This window comes from Acinetobacter sp. NigerLNRRAM0016, assembly GCF_054112845.1.
This window is the reverse complement of record NZ_JBSYVT010000023.1, coordinates 23,816-43,275: the sequence shown is the minus strand read 5'-3', so window position 1 is coordinate 43,275 and position 19,460 is coordinate 23,816. Positions and strand designations below refer to the sequence as shown.

Below are 19,460 nucleotides of genomic sequence, written 5' to 3'. Positions count from 1 at the left end.
ACATGTCCTTTAAATTAAAGTCAGCGGTTTTATCCTGTTTCCTCATGTTATCACTTCTGATGGTGTGGCAAATCGCAACAATGCCAAAACCAACGACAGGTATGACCAGTGAACAAACTGAATATGCAAAGTTGATGGGAAAAATTCCAGATGAATATGGAAATGTTAAAGCCAATAATGGCATGCCGACACCCGCGCAGTTTGTCGATATCACTATCAATCAGCTCAAAGATCCATTTTATGACAATGGTCCAAATGACAAAGGTATTGGTGTCCAGTTGATGCATTCTCTGGGCCGTGTAGCGATTGGTTTTTTGCTTGCGGTAATGGTTGCCATACCGGTGGGTTTCTTGATTGGTAATTCTCCTTTGCTATACAAAGTTCTTGATCCATTTATTCAGATTTTAAAACCTATTTCTCCTTTAGCTTGGATGCCGATTGCACTTTACACCATCAAAGACTCAACGACTTCCGCCATCTTTGTGATTTTCATTTGCTCACTGTGGCCGATGCTGATTAATACCGCTTTTGGTGTAGCAGCTGTACGTAAAGATTGGCTCAATGTGGCACGAGTTCTAGAAGTGAATCCACTTCGTAAGGCTTTCTTGGTGGTTTTACCCGCTGCTGCACCTACCATCATTACCGGTATGCGAATTTCAATGGGGATTGCATGGCTCGTGATTGTTGCTGCTGAGATGTTAGTAGGGGGTACAGGTATTGGTTACTTTGTCTGGAATCAATGGAATAACTTGTCAATTGGCAATGTAGTGTTTGCAGTTTTTCTAATTGGTTTAATTGGGATGTTACTCGACATGATGTTTGGACAACTGCAAAAGAAAGTGACTTATGTAGAATAGAGCGGAGAATAAGATGAATACACCTTTTATCAAAGTCGAAGGATTAGCAAAGCGCTACCGTGAAGATCAACCTGCTGTATTTGAACATATTAACTTTAGCATTATGCCAGGTGAGTTTGTTTGTGTAATTGGTCATTCAGGTTGTGGCAAAAGTACAATTTTAAATGTGATTGCAGGTTTGGAAGAGGCCAGTGAAGGCGTTGCCATTATGGCAGGTAAGGAGATTCAGGGGCCAAGTCTAGATCGTGGCGTAGTATTTCAAAACCATGCTTTGTTACCGTGGCTATCAGTTGAAGAAAATGTGTGTTTTGCAATTAAATCACGTTACCCAGACTGGTCCAAACAGAAGACTCTAGAACACGCATCTAAATTTTTAGATTTGGTTGGACTCAAAAATGTAGGCAAGAAAAAGCCGAGTGAGCTTTCAGGTGGAATGAAGCAACGTGTAGGCATCGCACGGGCATTTTCAGTAGAACCTAAGATGTTGCTGATGGATGAACCATTTGGTGCTCTGGATGCGTTAACACGAGGTGTGATCCAAGACGAGCTACTAAAAATCTGTGAAATGACTAAACAAACAGTCTTTATGATTACTCATGACATTGATGAAGCCATTTTACTGGCAGATAAAATCATGTTGATGAGTAATGGACCTCAAGCCTGTGTGGCTGAAATTGTGGTGAATACTTTACCTCGTGATCGAAGTCGTGAAACGATGCACCATGATCCCCAGTACTATCAGATCCGTAACCATCTGATAGACTTTTTAGTAAGACGTTCCAAAGAAGTGAAAAAAGAGCTTATTCCGATTGATGCTGAACCTTTACATGTTCATCCCGGCCTAAAAGCCAGAGATGTCAGTGATGAGAGAGGTTCAATTGGACAAGTTCAGCAAATGAAGGAACAACCTGTATAACCTTTTGGGCATCCACGTGTGACATTGAGAGTATGTTGATGCCTGAATCTTTAATTTCATTCGTTTCTAATGGAAATTAATGGAGGTGGCTATGCTTACAGTCATTTTTGGTCTATTTGTTGGAATTTTACTAGGCTTAACAGGGGGCGGTGGGGGCATCGTTACACTTCCTATTCTCATGATGGGGGGCTTTGTTGCACAAACATTCAAAAGCGAAACTTTCCTCAGGTTATCCAAATTTAAGTGACAACTTGGGTGTGAGGTCGGCCTAACTCTGTGAATTTATTTAATACTGCCACACGTGCATGAATCTCATTCACTTGACTAGGAAAGCTTCTTGCCATTAATTTATCGCCTAATAATTTGATGTAGTGCATCTTGGTTTCCACCAAACTGCGACGATGATAGCCTGACCATTTTTTCCATAGTGTCCTGCCTAAACGTTTAACTGTTCGTAGTAATTCATTTCGCTCCCGAGAATGAACTTTTGTATCTTTCCAAGGCTTCGCATTTTTTCTGGGTGGAATCACTGCATGTACTTGCCGATCTGCAATGACCTGACGGCATTGTTTTGTGTCATAAGCTCCATCGGTATAAACGGAGTTAATCTGCTCATTGTGTGGAATCTGGTTGAGTAAATCACCGAGTACCTGTGCATCACTCACATTGTTGGTCGTGAGCTGAACAGCTCGTATTTGCAGGGTTTTAGCATCTATACCAATATGAAGTTTACGCCATTGGCGACGATATTCGGGTTGATGCTTTTTACGTTTCCATTCACCTTCACCTAAAAACTTCAAGCCCGTGGAATCGACGAGTAGATGCAGTTCATTGCAACTCTTTTCATAGCTAATTTGAATATCAATATGCTTTTGTCTTCTGCAAATGGTTGAATAATCCGGAGCTGTCCAATCTAATCTGCAAAGTTTAATCAGGCTTTGTACAAAGCCTGTGACCATACGTAGAGAAAGACGAAATAAGGATTTAATCATTAAACAGCATTGGATGGCTGTGTCGGAATAAGTTTGATTTCGACCATGTTTGCCTTGTGGCTGCGCATACCATTGAGTCTTAGGATCAAACCAAATTGAAATATTTCCTCGATTGATCAAAGCGCGATTGTAGGATGACCAATTGGTTGTACGATAAATTTTAGGTGTAGGCTTATTCATATGCGAATTATATTGCGGAATAAGCCCTTAGAGGTTGGTTTGTGCAACAAAGCCTATTCAATTTACAACACACCTTAATCTCGGGGATTGAACTTGAAGATTATGACTATAAGTCTTACATCATCCGTTCAATCGACAGTTTTGATTTAAACATCAATCAACCGTACAACACACAGCCGTTGCCTGAATTGGTGAACGTGACGACGAATGATCGTGAACAATTGAAAAGCCAAGCATTCTTTGTGCAAGATCAAATCCGAATTACAGATCGTTTAAATACTTTGATTGCGATGCGCTTTGAAAACTATCAGCAGGATTACAGCAACTTCGTAAATAACTCGTCTTGGTCTACCGACAACAATGCCTTTATTACACGTGTGGGTTTAACTTATGACCTGACAGATCAACTTACGGTTTACAGCAACATCAGTAAATCGTTTAAACCAAACTCTGGTGCAGATCGTAACAATCAAGGTTTCGACCCCGAAGAAGGTATTTCTTACGAAATTGGTTCGAAGTATGCCTTATTGGATAACCAGCTTTCTTTTGATACTGCGATGTACTATGTAAAGAAAGAAAATGTATTAACCTTAGACCCGTTGGATTCCACCAAAAGCATTGCAGCAGGTGAAGTTACCAGTAAAGGCATTGATTTAAGTCTTGTCGGGAATATCACACCAGCATGGAAAATTATTGGTAATTATTCCTATGTTGATGCTGCTGTAAGCAAGGACAATACCTTGGCAAAAGGCACGCGTTTGGCCAATATTCCACAAGACTCATTCAATCTTTTAAGTATTTATGAGTTTAAATCTGGTGCCTTGAATGGTTTAGGCTTAGGTGTGAATCAACGTTATGTTGGTAGTCGTAAAGGGCAAACGGCCAATCAAACCTACAATATGGGGAGTTATGCGACTACAGATCTTATATCTTATTACGATTGGAACAAAGATGTACGCTTAAGCTTTGATATCAAAAATATTTTTAACAAAGAATATGATGATAGTGCTTTCAACCGTTATGTTTATCCTGGGCAACCTCGTACTGCGAAGTTAGGAATAACATATAGTTTCTAATTTAAAGAAAGCCCGACAGGATGTCGGGCTTTCTTTATTATTTAGGATTAATATTCAATACTAGCAGTTAGAAATTCAACCCTAAATTCTAACTGGAACTTTCTTAGCACTAAGCCACACTAAAGATATTGCAGTAATTGCCAACCAAGGAAGCAAAGCTAAATTCATCGCCTTCCAGCCAAAGATATCTAGTACAGCACCAGCACTAAAAGAACAAATTAGCCCAACCACAAAAACTGTCATATCGTTGATGGCTTGTGCCTTGGCTTTCTCCTCTAAAGTGTATGTCCCTGTTAACAGAGAAGTGCTGCCAATAAATAAGAAATTCCAGCCTATACCTAAAAGAATTAATGATGTTGCAAAAGAGAAGAAGTGGAAGCCTGATAAAGCCATCGCTATATAGCAAAGGAACAGCATTACTCCCATCAGCATAATTTTTAGCGTACCAAAACGTGCAATCAAATTACCTGTAATAAACGAGGGCAAGAACATACCTAAAACATGCAGTTGAATAACAGTGGTAATTGCACTGAGTTCATGATGGGAATGACGCATGGCAATAGGTGTAGCTGTCATACCTAAAATCATGATCCCATACCCCGTAATAGAACCAAATAAAGCGACTAAATAAGTAGGCTGCGATACGATCTGATACCACGGTCTACCAGTGCTAAAATCCGTTTTTTACTTCTACTTGATCTGGAATTTTCAGACCAGACAAAATTCCGATTGCTAATAGTGATACCACCGTAATAATGAGGAATGAACCTACATATTCCAAATGATTAAATATTGGACCACCAAACCGTGCGAGTGTAGGGCCAATAATTGCAGCAACCACACCACCAGCCATTACGAAAGAAATGGCACGAGAACGGAAAGCATCATCTGCAACTTCGCTGGCTGCAAAGCGATAAAACTGAGCAAAAGATTGATAAGAACCAACACAAAAAGTCCCTACAGCGAGCAGCGCCAGTGAACTATACATAATTCCTAGAGCTGCAATAATCCCTCCGATTACCCCTAATAATGCCCCCAAAATAAAGCCTTTTCTTCTACCAATATGAGCCATGAGGATAGATGCAGGAAACATCATGGTTGCTGTACCGAGAAACATCGCTGCGATTGGTAACGTTGCAAGGAGAGGTGTATTGGCAATGTTGGCGCCAGCCAAACCACCAATCGTCATGACCATTACGGATACAGTTTGAAAAAGAGACTGAGAACTCGCCAAGATAAGCACTTGGCGATGCATATTATTTTGAAGCATAGGAAACCTTTTTAAATGAGGCTTTTATCGTAAAAGTTGAGCTAAATAGCTTGAGTCATTGTGAGCACAACACGGAATTGAGCATTTCCAGTTTTCATTCTTTGGTAGGCTTGCTGAGCCTGATGTAATGGAAAGACTTCTGTTTTGGCACGAACATCTGCAAGCACACTAAAATTCAGTGTTTTACCCACCTCAAAAGGTGTACCCGTAATACTACCTTGAACAGTTCGTTCACCGCCAACAAGTAAGGGAGATGAAATTACAAGAGGTTCTTTCCCAACTCCAACCACAATCATTTTCCCTTGCGCTGCTAGACCTGCAAAAAGCTCTGAAGAAACTTCACCATTAGTAATGGTGGTCAGAATGGCTTGAGCTTTTCCTAATTCCTTAAGACGATCCACAGCATTTTCTAATTGGGTATTAATATAAATATGTGCCCCTAAAGCATGTGTCAGTTCAGCAATATCTTGTCCACGACCTATAGCAATCACTCTAAATCCCATTCTTCGTGCGTACTGAATTGCAAGATGTCCTAAGCCACCTATGCCAAGTATTGCAACCGTATCTCCCGCTTGGGCACCAGATTTCTTCAGTGCATTAAAAGTTGCTATCCCTGCACAAAGTAAAGGAGCTGCTTCTACTGAACTCAGTTCATCAGGGATTGAAACTAGACCAGTTCCTTTTGCAATCATCATTTCAGCATAGCCACCATCATGTGTACTTCCCGTAACAGGTTGATGACTGCATAAATTGAATAAACCTTGACGACATTCATCACACTGGTTGCAATGCCCACCTAGACGTCCAACCCCAACACGTTGTCCAATTTTCCAATAGTTGGACTCAGTGTCTCCAATCGCAACAATACGTCCAACTACTTCATGACCAGGAATACGGGGGAAGGTATCAGGATTTGGATTCTCAATGGTCATGGTATCGGCCCCACAGATTCCACAAGCCTCGACAGCGATTAAAACTTCATCTTTGTTTGGAGTGGGTACGATACGTTCAACTAGTTCTAATTCTCCAGTTTGACTGGCTTGTATCGCCTGAAATGTATTTTTCATGGATCTATCTCACTGATTTTTATTTAATAGGATTTAAAACTTGCTCAATACCTATTTCAGCTGCATCAATTGCACCCGCTAAATATCCTGAATATTTTTTAGACCATTCACTAGAGATACCGATGATCCTATGCTGCCAAATGCATTGCTTAGGTGTATTTTCAGGTGCAATACCATGAAATAGAGCTGGGTTTTTCCAATCCGACTCTACGGCAGTACATTCATCTTCAGACCAATCTTTGAGATATTCTGACTGGGGTATCGCTGCTAAAGAGCCAAATAGGCGGACTAGTTGTGCTCGACAATGAGCCATTAAAGTTGTTGCTTCCATTTCTTTACGTATAGCGTAAGGAATACTGAAGAATCCGAAAAGTGCAGCATGCTTACTGGACGTTGATGCATCATGAATTTCACCCAATGGACCTGCATAACTTCGAGCTTGACCTGAAAGGCCTTGTTGCTTCCAGAAGGCTTCAGAATAAACAGCAACATATTTAGCGTGTGGTGCCATCCAAGTAGGTGTATTTGTCCAATGTTTTAAGGTTGTGGTTGATAATGGGGGATCAAATATAAATTGGTTTGCAGATAATCTTGGAGGAGTAGCCAATAGTAGTTGATTACAACCAAATCGTGTTTCTGTTCCCAAACGATCTTTTACTTTCACACTTAAAGTGCGATCGTCTAAATAGGTAATTTCTTTCACTTGATGCCCAAATAGAATCCGGTCAACTGAAATACCTTTGGTTAAAGCTAGAATTAAACTTTCCATACCACCTTCTAGTCGAATAGAGGGTGTTTCCAATGAGCCACTAGAAACACGTATGGCAGGTTGATTACGTTGTTTTTCAAACATAATTTCCCCAGAAGATTGCTGATAGAAATACGGAAGATTTAATTTGTGTACCAGTTTCATTAATTCAGGGTTTAGGTTGGGCCAAATCCATGTTGCACCAAGATCAATCTCATCTTTTGACTGGATTCGACCTCCAAGATGATCTTTTGCTTCAATGAGTAGATAATCTTTAAACCCTGCTTGTTCTAATAAATAAGCCGCGTATAGCCCACTTAGACCACCGCCAATGATGATTATGGAGGTCTTAATCATTTTTAGAATTCCAAATTTGCTGAGCATGGAGTAGATGTTTAGTTTTTACATACAACATGGTATTTTTTTCACACACCTGAAAATCTGCATGTCGTTTGGGCGGCAAACGAATCCATGACCCTGTCGGATAAATTTCTAAGCCTTGCTGGAGTTGACCTGAAATGATGAAAATCTCGACCCCTTGATCTGATATATTAGTAAACATCTGGTAAGGGCTGAGTTTTTCTAAATAGGTATATTCGAATTCTGATTCGTATAATGGACAAATTGCTTTATGTCCTTTAAGAATCCAGTTGATGGGATCATTGGTATTGATTCGTGTTGTCTGAGTTTCATGTTCAGACATTTGCATCAGTTTGACAAAAATTAAGGCTCCATCTTTGCTTGAAACTTGATGATGAGAATTGTGAGGGTTTCTTAAATACCATCCAGCTGGAAAATCATTTGTATCATTTTCTGTAAATATGCCTGATAGCACAAGAACCTCTTCACCTAGCGGATGCTGATGGGCAGGAAAGCGAGAGTTCTTATCAAACTTTACAAGACTTGTTGCACGGGCTTGCTCTGTCCCAATACGATCAAACATGACTCGTTTTACTTCCCCATGCGGAGAGTGAATCCAATGGTAATCTTCGGGTTTGATGACAGCAATTTGGGAGAAATCTGCATGAATGAGCATAATTTTTCTCAACTCATTAATATATTTAAAATAACTGCACTGATGTAAATACCCAGACCAAAAATGGTATGACCGACAATACTCATTAGTCTTGTTTTGTTTGGGTTAGGGGTGTTTGAACCAGCAATACCTGCACCCATACTTGGCATCATGATGAAAAAAGGAGCTATTAATAAAATCCATGATATGAGTAGTGGCGAAGATATTGATGGGTGTGAAATCCATACAATCCCTTCATAAAGTACAAGAATGACGATATAGCTAATACCAATGAGATAGTGTGAAAGCCAACCTAATGCCAACTCATGCTTGATCGGTGCGGTTTTATCAAGGTTTTTGTGAACCCATTTCCCTGAAGGGATATGACCAATCCAACGACCAACCATAGCCCAATTGGTGATAGGCGTTTTGAAGAGTTGATTGCTGAGAATAGCCCATAAGTCAAGAATTGCTGTGGCACCAATACCAGTGAGGATGATTTTACAAATAACGTATAAAGTTTCGGACATTTTGTAACTTTCTCGGTACGCTCGACATGCCAAAATAATTTGGTTAACTTTGATGATTTGAAGAATGACCATAGTGTTGAAGGATTTGTAAGTTTGAGCAAATCAGATAAAATATCTTGAATAGAAAGAAAATCTTTATCGCTATGAATTCACCAATACATTTAAATGCTTTGAGAGCATTTGAAGCGAGTGCACGACATAAAAGTTTTTCTGCTGCGTCTAAAGAGCTTAATGTCACTCCTGCTGCGGTGGGGCAGCTCGTTCGCACTTTGGAAGAGTATTTAGGCTTTTCGCTGTTTCATCGGCAGATCAGTGGTAACACACGTCTTATAACAACAGAACAAGCTGAAATTGCTTTAGCTGATATCCGTGCTGGGTTTGATAAATTAAAGCAAGGATTTGATAAATTAAGGCAAGGAGGAACTTCTGGAATTTTAACTGTAACGGTGAGTCCTGCTTTTGCTGCCAAATGGTTGTTACCGAGAATTGATAAATTTCAAGAACTATATCCAGATACCGATGTGCGTTTAGATACCAATTTAAAAGCTTTAGATTTTATCGAAAATGGAATTGATATTGGCGTCAGATATGGTCGGGGTATTTGGACTGGTTTAGTTGCTGAAAAGTTAATGGATGAAGAAGTATTTCCAGTGTGTTCTCCAGCATTTTATCAAGAACACCATGACAAATTAGAGAGTCCAGTTCAGCTTTTAGAACTTCCGCTTATTCATGATCTATCGATGGAGCAACACGCTGATTTTGCAACATGGAATAAATGGTTGCATTGTAATAAAATTACAAAAGAAAATACAAAGCGAGGATTAAAAATTAATAATTCTGCTGCTGTTTTACAAGCTGCAATTGATGGTCAAGGAGTCGCGCTTGCACGTAGTGTTATGACGCATGATGACTTAAAGGCTGGACGTTTAATTCGGCTTTATCCTGAATTACAATGTGCTTCTGTGCTTGCTTACTATGTTGTATATCGTGAGGAAAGCCAATCACTTGCCAAATTAAGCGCATTTAGAGATTGGCTTAAACAGGAAGCAAAAGCTCATTAATTTATCATTTATCATTTCTGCTAATTTCTTCATTAATCCAATTTAAAAAATGGTTCACTTTGAGAATGTTCTCATGGGTACGTGGATAAACTAAGTGGTGTGCAGATATGGGTACGGATAATTCATCAGGAAAGACTTTCACAAGTTTGCCTGAATCTAGATAATTTTGGGTAAGTAAATTGCTTTCTAGGACGAATCCAAGCCCATGAGTTGCAGCTTCGAGTGACATATATGAGCGATCAAAACTAAAAGTATAAGGAAATTCAGGAATGCTTAATCCTTGATGTGCAAACCATTGGGGCCATGTAACGAGAGTGGACTTCGATAAAATTAATTCTTTTTTTAGTAAATCTTTAGGCTTAGATACTGGGCTGCGTTCAAGTAGTTTGGGCGAGGCAAGAACTTCTAATTTTTCACTTCGAACAGTTCTAATTTCGACACCTGTCCAATTTGGAATACCATGACGAATATCAATATCAATTTTATCTCGTGTGAAATGAAGGTTTTCATAAGAGCAAGATAAATTTACCTGAATGAGAGGGTATTGTTCTTTAAATGATTCCAATCTTGGCAATAACCAGAGAAGTCCAAAGCTAGGTGAAGAATGGATATATAAACTATCTTTTGGGCTTTTATCTGATGCTTGTTCAGTCGCTAACATCAAATTATGCAAGATAGTCGTTACATCTTGATAATAACGTTCACCAGAAGGTGTTAAGGTCACTCCGCGTGCGCCCCTTATAAATAAGCTTTGACCAATCATTTCTTCTAGTTTTGCTATTTGATGACTGACAGCAGATGGTGTGAGGCTCAAAACCTCTGCCGCTTTTGCCACATTTCCTAACCGAGCAGTTTGTTCAAACGCTTGTAAGGTTTTTATTGCAGGCACTTGATTGTAATTTTTTTCACTAGTGTTCATTTAAAATTCCATTTTTCTTTCGAATCTCAACTAAAAATATCATAGGCATGAATAATATTCATGCCTAGTTGAGTTTAACCTTATTGCTGCTCACTGTGAAAAAAGAGAATCTAGCGATGAATAAATATGTTGAAGAAAAGAGGAATAGACATGTTACTACAAGGAAAAGTAGCGTTAATCACAGGTGCAGCATCTGAACGTGGTATTGGTCGTGCAACAGCAGAAATCTTTGCACAGCAAGGTGCCAAAGTCATTATTGTTGATCTAGATCTTGCGCAAAGCCAGCATGCAGCTAAAGCATTGGGCGAAGGTCATTTAGGTCTAGCAGCAAATGTTGCTAATGAAGAACAAGCACACGCTGCTGTGGAACAAGCCCTTCAACACTACGGAAAAATTGATATTTTGATCAATAATGCAGGCATTACCCAACCTGTAAAAACATTAGATATCAAACGTAATGATTATGACCGTATTTTGGATGTCAGTCTGCGTGGAACACTCATTATGTCTCAGGCTGTAATTCCCTCAATGAAAGAAAATGGTGGAGGAAGTATTGTGTGCTTATCATCCGTTTCGGCACAACGAGGTGGTGGTATTTTTGGTGGTCCACACTACAGCGCTGCCAAAGCTGGGGTTTTAGGATTAGGTAAAGCGATGGCACGTGAATTTGGTGCAGATAATATTCGTGTGAATTCACTTACACCAGGTCTGATTCAAACAGATATTACTGGTGGTCTAATGCAGGATGATCGTCGTCATGACATTCTTGCAGGTATTCCACTTGGTCGCTTAGGTAAAGCTCAAGATGTTGCAAATGCAGCATTATTCTTAGCCAGTGATCTATCAGCCTATTTAACAGGTGTAACTTTAGATGTAAATGGCGGAATGCTGATTCACTAAAACTCAGTATTAGTATTAGAAAATTTAAAATAGAGACATGGCCACGAGAGGATATTGTGGCCAAATGTAAAGGGACTCGCATGATGGATACCGTATTTTCATCTGATACAGATGCTATTCGTAAATCTGCATATCGAAAAATTGCATTTCGGCTGATGCCATTTTTAATGCTTTGTTATTTTTGTGCTTACTTAGACCGTGTAAATGTTGGTTTTGCCAAACTTCAAATGATGAGTGATTTACAGTTCAGTGAAGCTGTTTATGGACTCGGCGCAGGTATTTTCTTTATAGGATATTTCTTATGTGAAGTACCTAGCAATATTGTGCTTCACAAAGTTGGTGCTCGACGTTGGATTGCTCGAATCATGATTACATGGGGTATTTTGTCAGGCTGTTTTGCATTTGTTGAAACAGAATGGCAATTCTATACCTTACGCTTTTTACTCGGTGTTGCTGAAGCAGGGTTAGCGCCAGGTTTATTACTTTATCTTACATATTGGTTCCCCTCTTATCGTCGGGCCCGTATGACTGTGCTTTGGTTTATTGCGATTCCAATTTCAGGAATGATCGGTGGTCCTCTATCTGGCTTAATCATGGATCAAATGAACAATGTGCAAGGATGGCATGGTTGGCAATGGATGTTTGTACTTGAAGCTATACCTACAGTGGTTGTTGGTTTGTTAGTCCTCGCAGTTCTAAAAGATTCTGTTCAAGATGCACATTGGTTAACAAGTGCTGAAAAGAATTTAGTTCAGCAAGAAATCGCTCAAGATAATCAACAGAAAGAAGGGCATAGCAGTATTAAAGACTTCATTAGTGATAAACGCTTGTGGTTACTAGCTGGAATCTATTTTTGTGTCGTAATGGGACAATATGCAATTACTTTCTGGTTGCCGACATTAATTCGTAACTCGGGTATTAGTGATAACTGGCATATTGGCTTGTTGACCAGTCTACCTTATATGTGTGCCATAGTTGTAATGCTGTTAGCAGGTCGTAGCGGGGATCACTTTAGAGAGCGTCGCTGGCATTTAATTATTCCTATGTGTGCTGGTGCAATTGCACTGACCTTCGCAACATTGTTTGCGTCAAATCTAACCCTATCACTGATTTGTTTATGTATTGCGGCATCAGGTGTACTCACCGCATCTTCTTTGTTTTGGATGTTGCCAACCAACTTTTTAGGTGGTGTTTCAGCTGCCGCAGGTATTGCTGGAATCAATAGTTTTGCCAATCTCGCTGGATTTTGTTCTCCGTTTCTCATCGGCTGGATTACCACGAATACAGGTTCGAATGCTATAGGGATGTTCTTAATCACAGCAGTCTTAGTTGTCGGCGCCAGCCTAGTACTGCGCGTACCAGCAAAACTGGTTAATCGTTAATAAGAGAAATCTATCATGTCAAATATTAATAAAGCAGAACGTATTGCTGAACTACAGCAACGTGCTTATAACATACGCCAACATGCCTTACGTATGGGGCAAGTACAGGGCCAAGGATATGTTGGACAAGCATTAGGTGCAGCAGACTTACTTGCAGTTTCTTATTTCCATGCCATGCAATACCGACCAGAAAACCCTGAATGGGAAGGGCGTGATCGTTTTTATCTTTCGATTGGTCACTATGCAATTGCTTTATATGCAGCGTTGATTGAAGCCAAAATCATTCCTCTCGAGGAATTAGAAACGTATGGTTCTGATGATAGTCGTCTGCCAATGTCTGGCATGGCAACGTATACCCCGGGTATGGAAATCACAGGTGGTTCATTGGGTCACGGTTTGGGCATCGCAGTTGGCGCATGTTTAGGTCTTAAGCAGAAAAAATCTGATGCATTTGTTTATAACTTTTTGTCAGATGGTGAGCTCAATGAGGGCTCGACATGGGAAGCCGTGATGTCGGCTTCACATTGGAAATTAGATAATCTCATCGCAATTATTGATGTCAACAACCAACAAGCTGATGGACATTCTAGTGAAATTCTTGCTTTTGAACCGATTATCGATCGTTGGCAGTCTTTTGGTTGGTATACGCAGCGTGTAGATGGCAACGATATGGAGGCTTTACTTGATGCATTTGATCAAGCGAAAAGCTACGAAGGAGCATGCCCAAGAGTCATAATTTGCGATACCAAAATGGGGAAAGGCGTTTCCTTCTTGGAAAGCCGTGAAAAAACACATTTTATTCGCGTGGATGAACGCGAATGGGATGAAGCTTTAAATATATTAACCCATTACGGCAAATAAGGAGTCTAGATCCATGAGCCAATTAGCGAACTCTCCTAAGAAAAAATTAAAAACGTCTGCAATGATTGCTTCGATTGCTGCAGAAGGACAACCAACCAAGTCGGCACCATTTGGACATGCTTTAAATGCACTAGCGAAAGAGCGTGATGATATTGTTGGATTATCAGCAGATCTATCCAAATATACAGATCTACATATTTTCGCGAATCAAAATCCAGACAAGTTCTTTCAAATGGGTATGGCAGAACAACTCCTGATGAGTGCTGCTGCTGGATTAGCTCGCGAAGGCTTTGTTCCTTTTGCCACAACTTATGCTGTATTTGCTTCACGTCGAGCTTACGATTTTATTTGTATGGCGATTGCCGAAGATAATCTGAATGTGAAAATTGTAGCAGCCCTTCCTGGTTTAACTACAGGATATGGACCAAGTCACCAAGCAACAGAAGATATTGCCATTTTCCGTGGAATGCCAAATCTAATGATCATTGATCCATGTGATGCCTTGGAAATTGAACAGGCTATTCCACAGATTGCTGCTCATCAAGGTCCTGTTTATATGCGCTTGTTGCGTGGTCAAGTTCCATTGGTACTGGATAAATATAACTACCAATTTAAATTAGGTAAAGCCCAAGTCATTAAACCTGGTAAAGACCTGTTGATTATTTCTACAGGACTGCTGACTATGCGCGCGCTTGAGGCCGCTGAAGAACTTGAAAAAGAAGGAATTGAGGTTTCAGTTCTACATGTTCCAACCATCAAGCCTCTTGATGAAGAAACGATTTTAGCAGAAGTTGCAAAAGGAGGACGGCCTGTACTTACTGCTGAAAATCATTCTATGGTTGGAGGCTTAGGTGAAGCAGTTGGAACCTTACTATTAAGAAATGGGCAACATCCACGTTTTGATATGATTGGTTTACCTGATGCATTTTTAGATGCGGGAGCATTACCAACATTACATGATCGTTATGGTATTTCTACAGAAGCAGTTAAAGAGAAAATTAAAAATCACTTAACCTAAGAGAGTCCAACTCTGTTAGTGAATTGAGCATGGTGTATGACAGGAGTCCCGCCATGCTGCAATTTTATCAAATCACTTTTACTCCATTTAATCATTCAAAATAGCTTATTCAATTAGCTGTTTAGGGAAACTTATATTTAAAATTTGCAGGGATTGTGCAATGAAAAAAAGTAATTTTTTATGTCTTATTGGTGTACTTATTGGAACAAATACGGCTTGTTTTGCTGAGAACTTATTTGATGTGAATCGGACAAATTTAACAGGGGACTGGGAGGGTGAACGAACAGCTTTAGCAGATAAAGGAATCAAATTTGATGCTAGTTCCAATCTCGATATTGCTTACTTGGCAGATGGTGGATATGCCCCACGACAAGGCCCAACATATGTTAGCCAGTTTTCACTCGGTTCAACTTTGGATTTAGAAAAATTGATAAATGTGGAAGGGGTCAGTGTCCGAGCTTTAATTATGGCAAGACAAGGGCAGAGTGTATCAGTAGAACAAATTTCCGATCCACAAGCACCACAATTGGCCAACGTACAGGCAAATTATGGTCGAGGTAATACGGGTACAAGGCTTGCAGAACTATCGATCGAAAAAAAAATTAGTAACACAGCTACTAGTATCCGAGTTGGTCGTTTTGCTATGGGAACCTATTTCAATGTGATGTCCTGTGACTTTCAAAATAATTCTTTTTGCGGTGCACAAATGGGGAAATGGCAAGGCAGTAAATGGATTAATGCACCTGTAAGCCAATGGGCTGTAATGTCTAAATATAGTTTTAACCCTGAGACCTTTATACAATTTGGTGTATTCGAATATAACCCAAAAAACTTGGAAGAAAGTGAAGGATGGAATTTGGATACAAAGGATGCCGATGGCGTCAATGTTCCTGTCGAATTTGTGTGGCAGCCCAAACAGGCAATTAATAACTTAGCTGGAACTTATCGTTTAGGGTTATTTTATAATACGGCTGACGATCTCAACAACCAGAAAGATATTGTCACTGGTGAATCTGAAGATAGAAGTTACGGTTTCTGGGGAGTTATTGAACAACAATTAACCCAAAAAGACTCAACTCATCAGGGGCTGTATGCTTTTATGAACTTCAGCTTTCATGATCAAACTACTAACAAAGTTGAAAATATGCAACAAATGGGTTTGAAGTATGTAGGACTTTTAAATCATTATCCCAATGATATTGTAGGTTTTGCTGTGAATAGAGTTGATGTTAGTGATCGTTACAGCCAAACACGCCAAGCGATTAACAAAGATGCTGAATATAATATTGAGTTGAACTATTCATATTTCCCAAGGAAATGGTTGATGCTTAGACCTAATTTTCAATATGTAATCAATTCTGGAGCAACGAACTATGTTGATAATGCTCTTGTGTTGGGTTTAAGTTCGAAGATCATTTTTTAAATTTAATTAATTATGATAGAGACTGTTCTTATTTTATTAGAACAGTTTTTATGATTACAAAATTATTTTCTAATGGCATTCAAAACAACAGAAATTCGAAGTTATGATTAGGTGTATCGGATTTAACATAATCTCTATTATTCAAAATTCAACACAAACAAACACATAGGTTTTTTGTTGACATTAGTCAACAAAAAACCTAGTATTAAGTAAATTTAATATGGTTTTTTTATGAAAAAACATCCCAATAAGCATATACGAGAAGCTATTGAATATGCGGTTGAAAATGGATGGGATGTTGTTGAAACAGGAAAGTCTGGGCATGCATTCTGTAGATTAAAATGTATTTCAGGGCATGCAGAGCATCAGATGAGTATTTGGAGTACGCCGAAGGATCCAGAAACACATGCAAAACAAATTCTTCGAAAGGTTAAGCAATGTAATGGAGATGAACAATGAGTATTTACCATTTCACTATTGTTGTGCGTGATGCTAGTTCAAATCTTGCCGATTTAGAAGATCAATTCTTTGAAGTTGGTTGTGACGATGCATTACTGTGCGAATACAATGGTACGATTTATCTAGAATTTGATCGTGAGGCAGACAGTGCCCTACAAGCTGTTCGTTCAGCTTTAGATTCTATAAGAAGCCTTGGCTTTAAAGATTTGATTGTCGAAGAACAAGGGTTCTCAACGCTATCAGAAATGGCTGAACGTACAGGTATATCACGTCAAGCCTTGTCCCTATATGCTCAGAACAAGCGAGGTAATGGGAATTTTCCTAAGCCGATGTACGGTTTAGCATCTAAATCAGCTATGTACTTATGGTCAGAAGTTGCCACTTGGCTATTTCAGCAAGGTAAACTGGATAAAGCTCAATACGAAGTTGCAACGGTAAATCTCTAATTAATTAAGTTCCTTTAAACATAATGCACGTTATACGCAACAACACTGTTAGAACCCATTTAAAGTGTCTATATTCTCACCAATAAAAATGTCTAGTTTATGATGGTTTTCACCATCATGGGCTGGATATGAATCGAGATGCTGATCACTATGTCTGACAAGGAAATATAATGTCTTGCAAGACCGACAATCGTTTAAGTTCTTTATCCGACATAGACACCAACATATCAAACCGTCCGCTAAGAAAATTGCAAAAGCGCATATTCTAAAAGCGGACATTTTTACTTTGGAGAAACCGGACATTTCTACTTTGGGCTTACATTTTGATTTCGTATAATAGAGATTATGTTAAATTGAGTACTTAGCGTTATCTAGTCATCTCAATATATTATAAGTCACTCGTGAAAATTTCAGTTGTGTAATACCCTGTAATTTAAGGATATAACTATACAGTTTTAAGGTCTTATTCAAATCAAAATTAAATAGATTCTACGAATAGTTCCCCCAATTATTGACACATCTAACCATCTTTTGATGAATCACTTCATAAGCTAATGGGAAACACTAACCATTGGAAGCACAACAGCTCTTTGAGCTAGACCATACTTCGATATATTCATCGATATCCGACTTCGGCTTGTCATAAATCATTTTCATGCAGAAATATAAAAATAAGTACGGCTATTCAATTACATACACTATTCCTTGAGTTTATTTTAGGATTTTTGCAAACCTTCTAGCAACAACTTATTCATTTCAAGATTAAACCAACATAAGTCTATGTTTTAAAATAATTAAATAATATTTTTTTCAAACTTACACTCTGCAACTAAGGTCGAACTTCTCGATTTTTTGTTGACATGACTAAAAAACAAAATATATTAATAATGATACGATATGTATCATTATACCAAAATACTTTAAATAGGATGTTTAAAATGATAGGGCTAATCGGAATAGTCTTGTCCCTAATATTGCTGATGTATTTAGCATATAAGGGCTTCAGCGTTATTGTTCTTGCACCAATACTTGCATTATTTGCAGTTGCATGGAGTGGGCTCAGCAATGAGGTACTTGGGTTTTATTCTCAAGTTTTCATGACAGGTCTAGGTGGTTACATCATCAAATATTTTCCACTCTTTTTATTAGGAGCTGTGTTTGGGAAATTAATGGATGACTCAGGTTCAGCTCGAACTATCGCCAATTTTTTTGTAGAAAAATTGGGACATAAAAGAGCGATGCTTTCTATCGTGCTTTCATGTTCGATTTTAACTTACGGTGGGGTTTCGTTATTTGTTGTTGGTTTTGCTGTATTCCCAATTGCATCTGCACTCTTTAAAGAACTTGGGATTCCGAAGCGTCTAATTCCTGCAGCAATTATGTTAGGTGCTCTTACTTTTACCATGACGGCATTACCTGGCACACCTGCTATTCAAAATGCTATTCCAATGCCATTTTTTAATACAGACCTATACGCGTCACCTGGCTTAGGAATACTGGCATCCATTTTTATTCTAGTTACAGGAATGTGGTGGTTAAACAAGCGTATTGCTAAAGCACATTTACAGAATGAAGGTTATGGCAATCACTTTGAATCACACCAACGTGAAAGTGGATTAACCTCATCATCTCCAAGTTTACTGATTGCTTTTGCACCAATCCTAGTAGTTATAATTTCCAACTTACTGTTAACTAAAGTGATTTTACCTTCTCTGGATACGGCATATCTTTCTACTGATCAATTTGGAAATACTTCATTAAGTTCAGTCATTGGGCTATGGGCGATTATCTGTGCATTGGTCTTAGCTTGCTTAAGCATCATCGTTCTAAATTGGAAGGCCTTTGTTGATATCAAAGATTCAATTCAGCAAGGGGTGTCATCTTCATTCTTACCTATTTTTAATACGGCTTCTGAGGTGGGTTATGGCTCAGTCATCGCTTCATTGGCAGGTTTTATTATTCTGCGTGATTTTCTAATCGGTATTGCGCCAAGTAATCCACTAATTTCTGAAGCTATTGTTATCAATGTATTAGCAGGGATTACAGGCTCAGCTTCAGGTGGTCTTAGTATTGCCCTAAAAACAATGGGTGAAACCTATAAAAGTTTGGCACTAGAGCATGGGATTTCATTAGAACTCATGCACAGAGTCGCATCAATGGCCTCTGGCGCACTTGACTCACTTCCACACAATGGTGCCGTAATTACTATCATCACCTTATGTGGATTAACTCATAAACAATCTTACTACGACATGTTCATTGTCGCTGTTGTTATACCGCTGATTGCATTAAGTGGTGTCATTACCCTCGGTACAATATTTGGATCATTCTAGAAAATTC

General features: G+C 39.0%; 17 protein-coding genes and 2 pseudogenes. 12 read left to right on the top strand and 7 right to left on the bottom strand.

All coding sequences use genetic code 11. The features are described 5' to 3' along the window. Positions 1 to 2: 2 nt before the first annotated feature. Together ntrB and ACWQ4X_RS13810 are read left to right on the top strand one after the other, a co-directional pair. The gene (gene ntrB / locus ACWQ4X_RS13815; protein WP_457904036.1) at positions 3 to 857 is read left to right on the top strand and encodes a nitrate ABC transporter permease; all 855 of its coding nucleotides are present in this window, start codon (positions 3 to 5) and stop codon (positions 855 to 857) included. A 13-nt stretch (positions 858 to 870) separates the two neighbouring features. Further along, the gene (locus ACWQ4X_RS13810; RefSeq protein ID WP_457904035.1) at positions 871 to 1,773 is read left to right on the top strand and encodes an ABC transporter ATP-binding protein; all 903 of its coding nucleotides are present in this window, start codon (positions 871 to 873) and stop codon (positions 1,771 to 1,773) included. A gap of 239 nt (positions 1,774 to 2,012) precedes the next feature. On the opposite strand, the gene ACWQ4X_RS13805 is transcribed toward ACWQ4X_RS13810, so the two are convergent. Next, positions 2,013 to 2,945 (bottom strand): IS5 family transposase, encoded by a 933-nt coding sequence (locus ACWQ4X_RS13805; protein WP_457904034.1) that lies wholly within the window; start codon positions 2,943 to 2,945, stop codon positions 2,013 to 2,015. 50 nt (positions 2,946 to 2,995) lie between these two features. Here ACWQ4X_RS13805 and ACWQ4X_RS13800 point away from each other — a divergent pair. Continuing rightward, positions 2,996 to 4,021, top strand: a pseudogene (locus tag ACWQ4X_RS13800) (TonB-dependent siderophore receptor); the annotation flags it as partial. An 81-nt stretch (positions 4,022 to 4,102) separates the two neighbouring features. Here ACWQ4X_RS13800 and ACWQ4X_RS13795 read toward each other — a convergent pair. From ACWQ4X_RS13795 to ACWQ4X_RS13775, 5 genes and pseudogenes are all read right to left on the bottom strand, one after another. After that, positions 4,103 to 5,291 (bottom strand): annotated as a pseudogene (locus ACWQ4X_RS13795) (MFS transporter). A gap of 41 nt (positions 5,292 to 5,332) precedes the next feature. Continuing rightward, entirely contained in the window at positions 5,333 to 6,358 is a 1,026-nt protein-coding gene (locus tag ACWQ4X_RS13790) for an alcohol dehydrogenase catalytic domain-containing protein (protein ID WP_457904033.1), read from the bottom strand. A gap of 19 nt (positions 6,359 to 6,377) precedes the next feature. Continuing rightward, a complete protein-coding gene (locus ACWQ4X_RS13785; RefSeq protein WP_457904032.1) occupies positions 6,378 to 7,463 on the bottom strand; it encodes an FAD-dependent oxidoreductase in 1,086 nt (361 codons plus the stop codon). After that, the gene (locus ACWQ4X_RS13780; RefSeq protein WP_457904031.1) at positions 7,456 to 8,142 is read right to left on the bottom strand and encodes a cupin domain-containing protein; all 687 of its coding nucleotides are present in this window, start codon (positions 8,140 to 8,142) and stop codon (positions 7,456 to 7,458) included. The genes ACWQ4X_RS13785 and ACWQ4X_RS13780 overlap by 8 nt, the downstream gene beginning before the upstream one ends. A gap of 8 nt (positions 8,143 to 8,150) precedes the next feature. After that, entirely contained in the window at positions 8,151 to 8,651 is a 501-nt protein-coding gene (locus tag ACWQ4X_RS13775; protein WP_457904030.1) for a DUF2938 domain-containing protein, read from the bottom strand. Positions 8,652 to 8,794: 143 nt separating this feature from the next. Between ACWQ4X_RS13775 and gcvA the strand changes: the two genes are divergently transcribed. Further along, complete coding sequence (gene gcvA, locus ACWQ4X_RS13770; RefSeq protein WP_457904054.1) at positions 8,795 to 9,712, top strand: transcriptional regulator GcvA; 918 nt, start codon at positions 8,795 to 8,797, stop codon at positions 9,710 to 9,712. Positions 9,713 to 9,716: 4 nt separating this feature from the next. Here gcvA and ACWQ4X_RS13765 read toward each other — a convergent pair whose 3' ends face one another. Then, on the bottom strand, positions 9,717 to 10,601 hold the full coding sequence (locus tag ACWQ4X_RS13765; RefSeq protein ID WP_457904053.1) for a LysR substrate-binding domain-containing protein: 885 nt from the start codon (positions 10,599 to 10,601) through the stop codon (positions 9,717 to 9,719). Positions 10,602 to 10,781: 180 nt separating this feature from the next. On the opposite strand from ACWQ4X_RS13765, the gene ACWQ4X_RS13760 reads away from it, so the two are divergent. From ACWQ4X_RS13760 to ACWQ4X_RS13725, 8 genes are all read left to right on the top strand, one after another. After that, complete coding sequence (locus ACWQ4X_RS13760) at positions 10,782 to 11,531, top strand: SDR family NAD(P)-dependent oxidoreductase (RefSeq protein WP_457904029.1); 750 nt, start codon at positions 10,782 to 10,784, stop codon at positions 11,529 to 11,531. A gap of 83 nt (positions 11,532 to 11,614) precedes the next feature. Continuing rightward, a complete protein-coding gene (locus ACWQ4X_RS13755; RefSeq protein ID WP_215904343.1) occupies positions 11,615 to 12,913 on the top strand; it encodes an MFS transporter in 1,299 nt (432 codons plus the stop codon). A gap of 15 nt (positions 12,914 to 12,928) precedes the next feature. Continuing rightward, complete coding sequence (locus ACWQ4X_RS13750) at positions 12,929 to 13,774, top strand: transketolase (RefSeq protein WP_457904028.1); 846 nt, start codon at positions 12,929 to 12,931, stop codon at positions 13,772 to 13,774. Positions 13,775 to 13,787: 13 nt separating this feature from the next. Next, complete coding sequence (locus ACWQ4X_RS13745) at positions 13,788 to 14,792, top strand: transketolase family protein (RefSeq protein ID WP_457904027.1); 1,005 nt, start codon at positions 13,788 to 13,790, stop codon at positions 14,790 to 14,792. Positions 14,793 to 14,952: 160 nt separating this feature from the next. Next, positions 14,953 to 16,215: a carbohydrate porin gene (locus ACWQ4X_RS13740; protein WP_457904026.1), complete on the top strand. Its 1,263-nt coding sequence runs from the start codon at positions 14,953 to 14,955 to the stop codon at positions 16,213 to 16,215. Positions 16,216 to 16,446: 231 nt separating this feature from the next. Beyond that, on the top strand, positions 16,447 to 16,674 hold the full coding sequence (locus ACWQ4X_RS13735) for a hypothetical protein (RefSeq protein ID WP_457904025.1): 228 nt from the start codon (positions 16,447 to 16,449) through the stop codon (positions 16,672 to 16,674). Continuing rightward, positions 16,671 to 17,120: a helix-turn-helix transcriptional regulator gene (locus ACWQ4X_RS13730; RefSeq protein ID WP_457904024.1), complete on the top strand. Its 450-nt coding sequence runs from the start codon at positions 16,671 to 16,673 to the stop codon at positions 17,118 to 17,120. Before ACWQ4X_RS13735 ends, ACWQ4X_RS13730 begins: the two co-directional genes overlap by 4 nt. A gap of 938 nt (positions 17,121 to 18,058) precedes the next feature. Then, complete coding sequence (locus tag ACWQ4X_RS13725; RefSeq protein WP_457904052.1) at positions 18,059 to 19,453, top strand: GntP family permease; 1,395 nt, start codon at positions 18,059 to 18,061, stop codon at positions 19,451 to 19,453. The last annotated feature ends 7 nt before the right edge of the window (positions 19,454 to 19,460 follow it).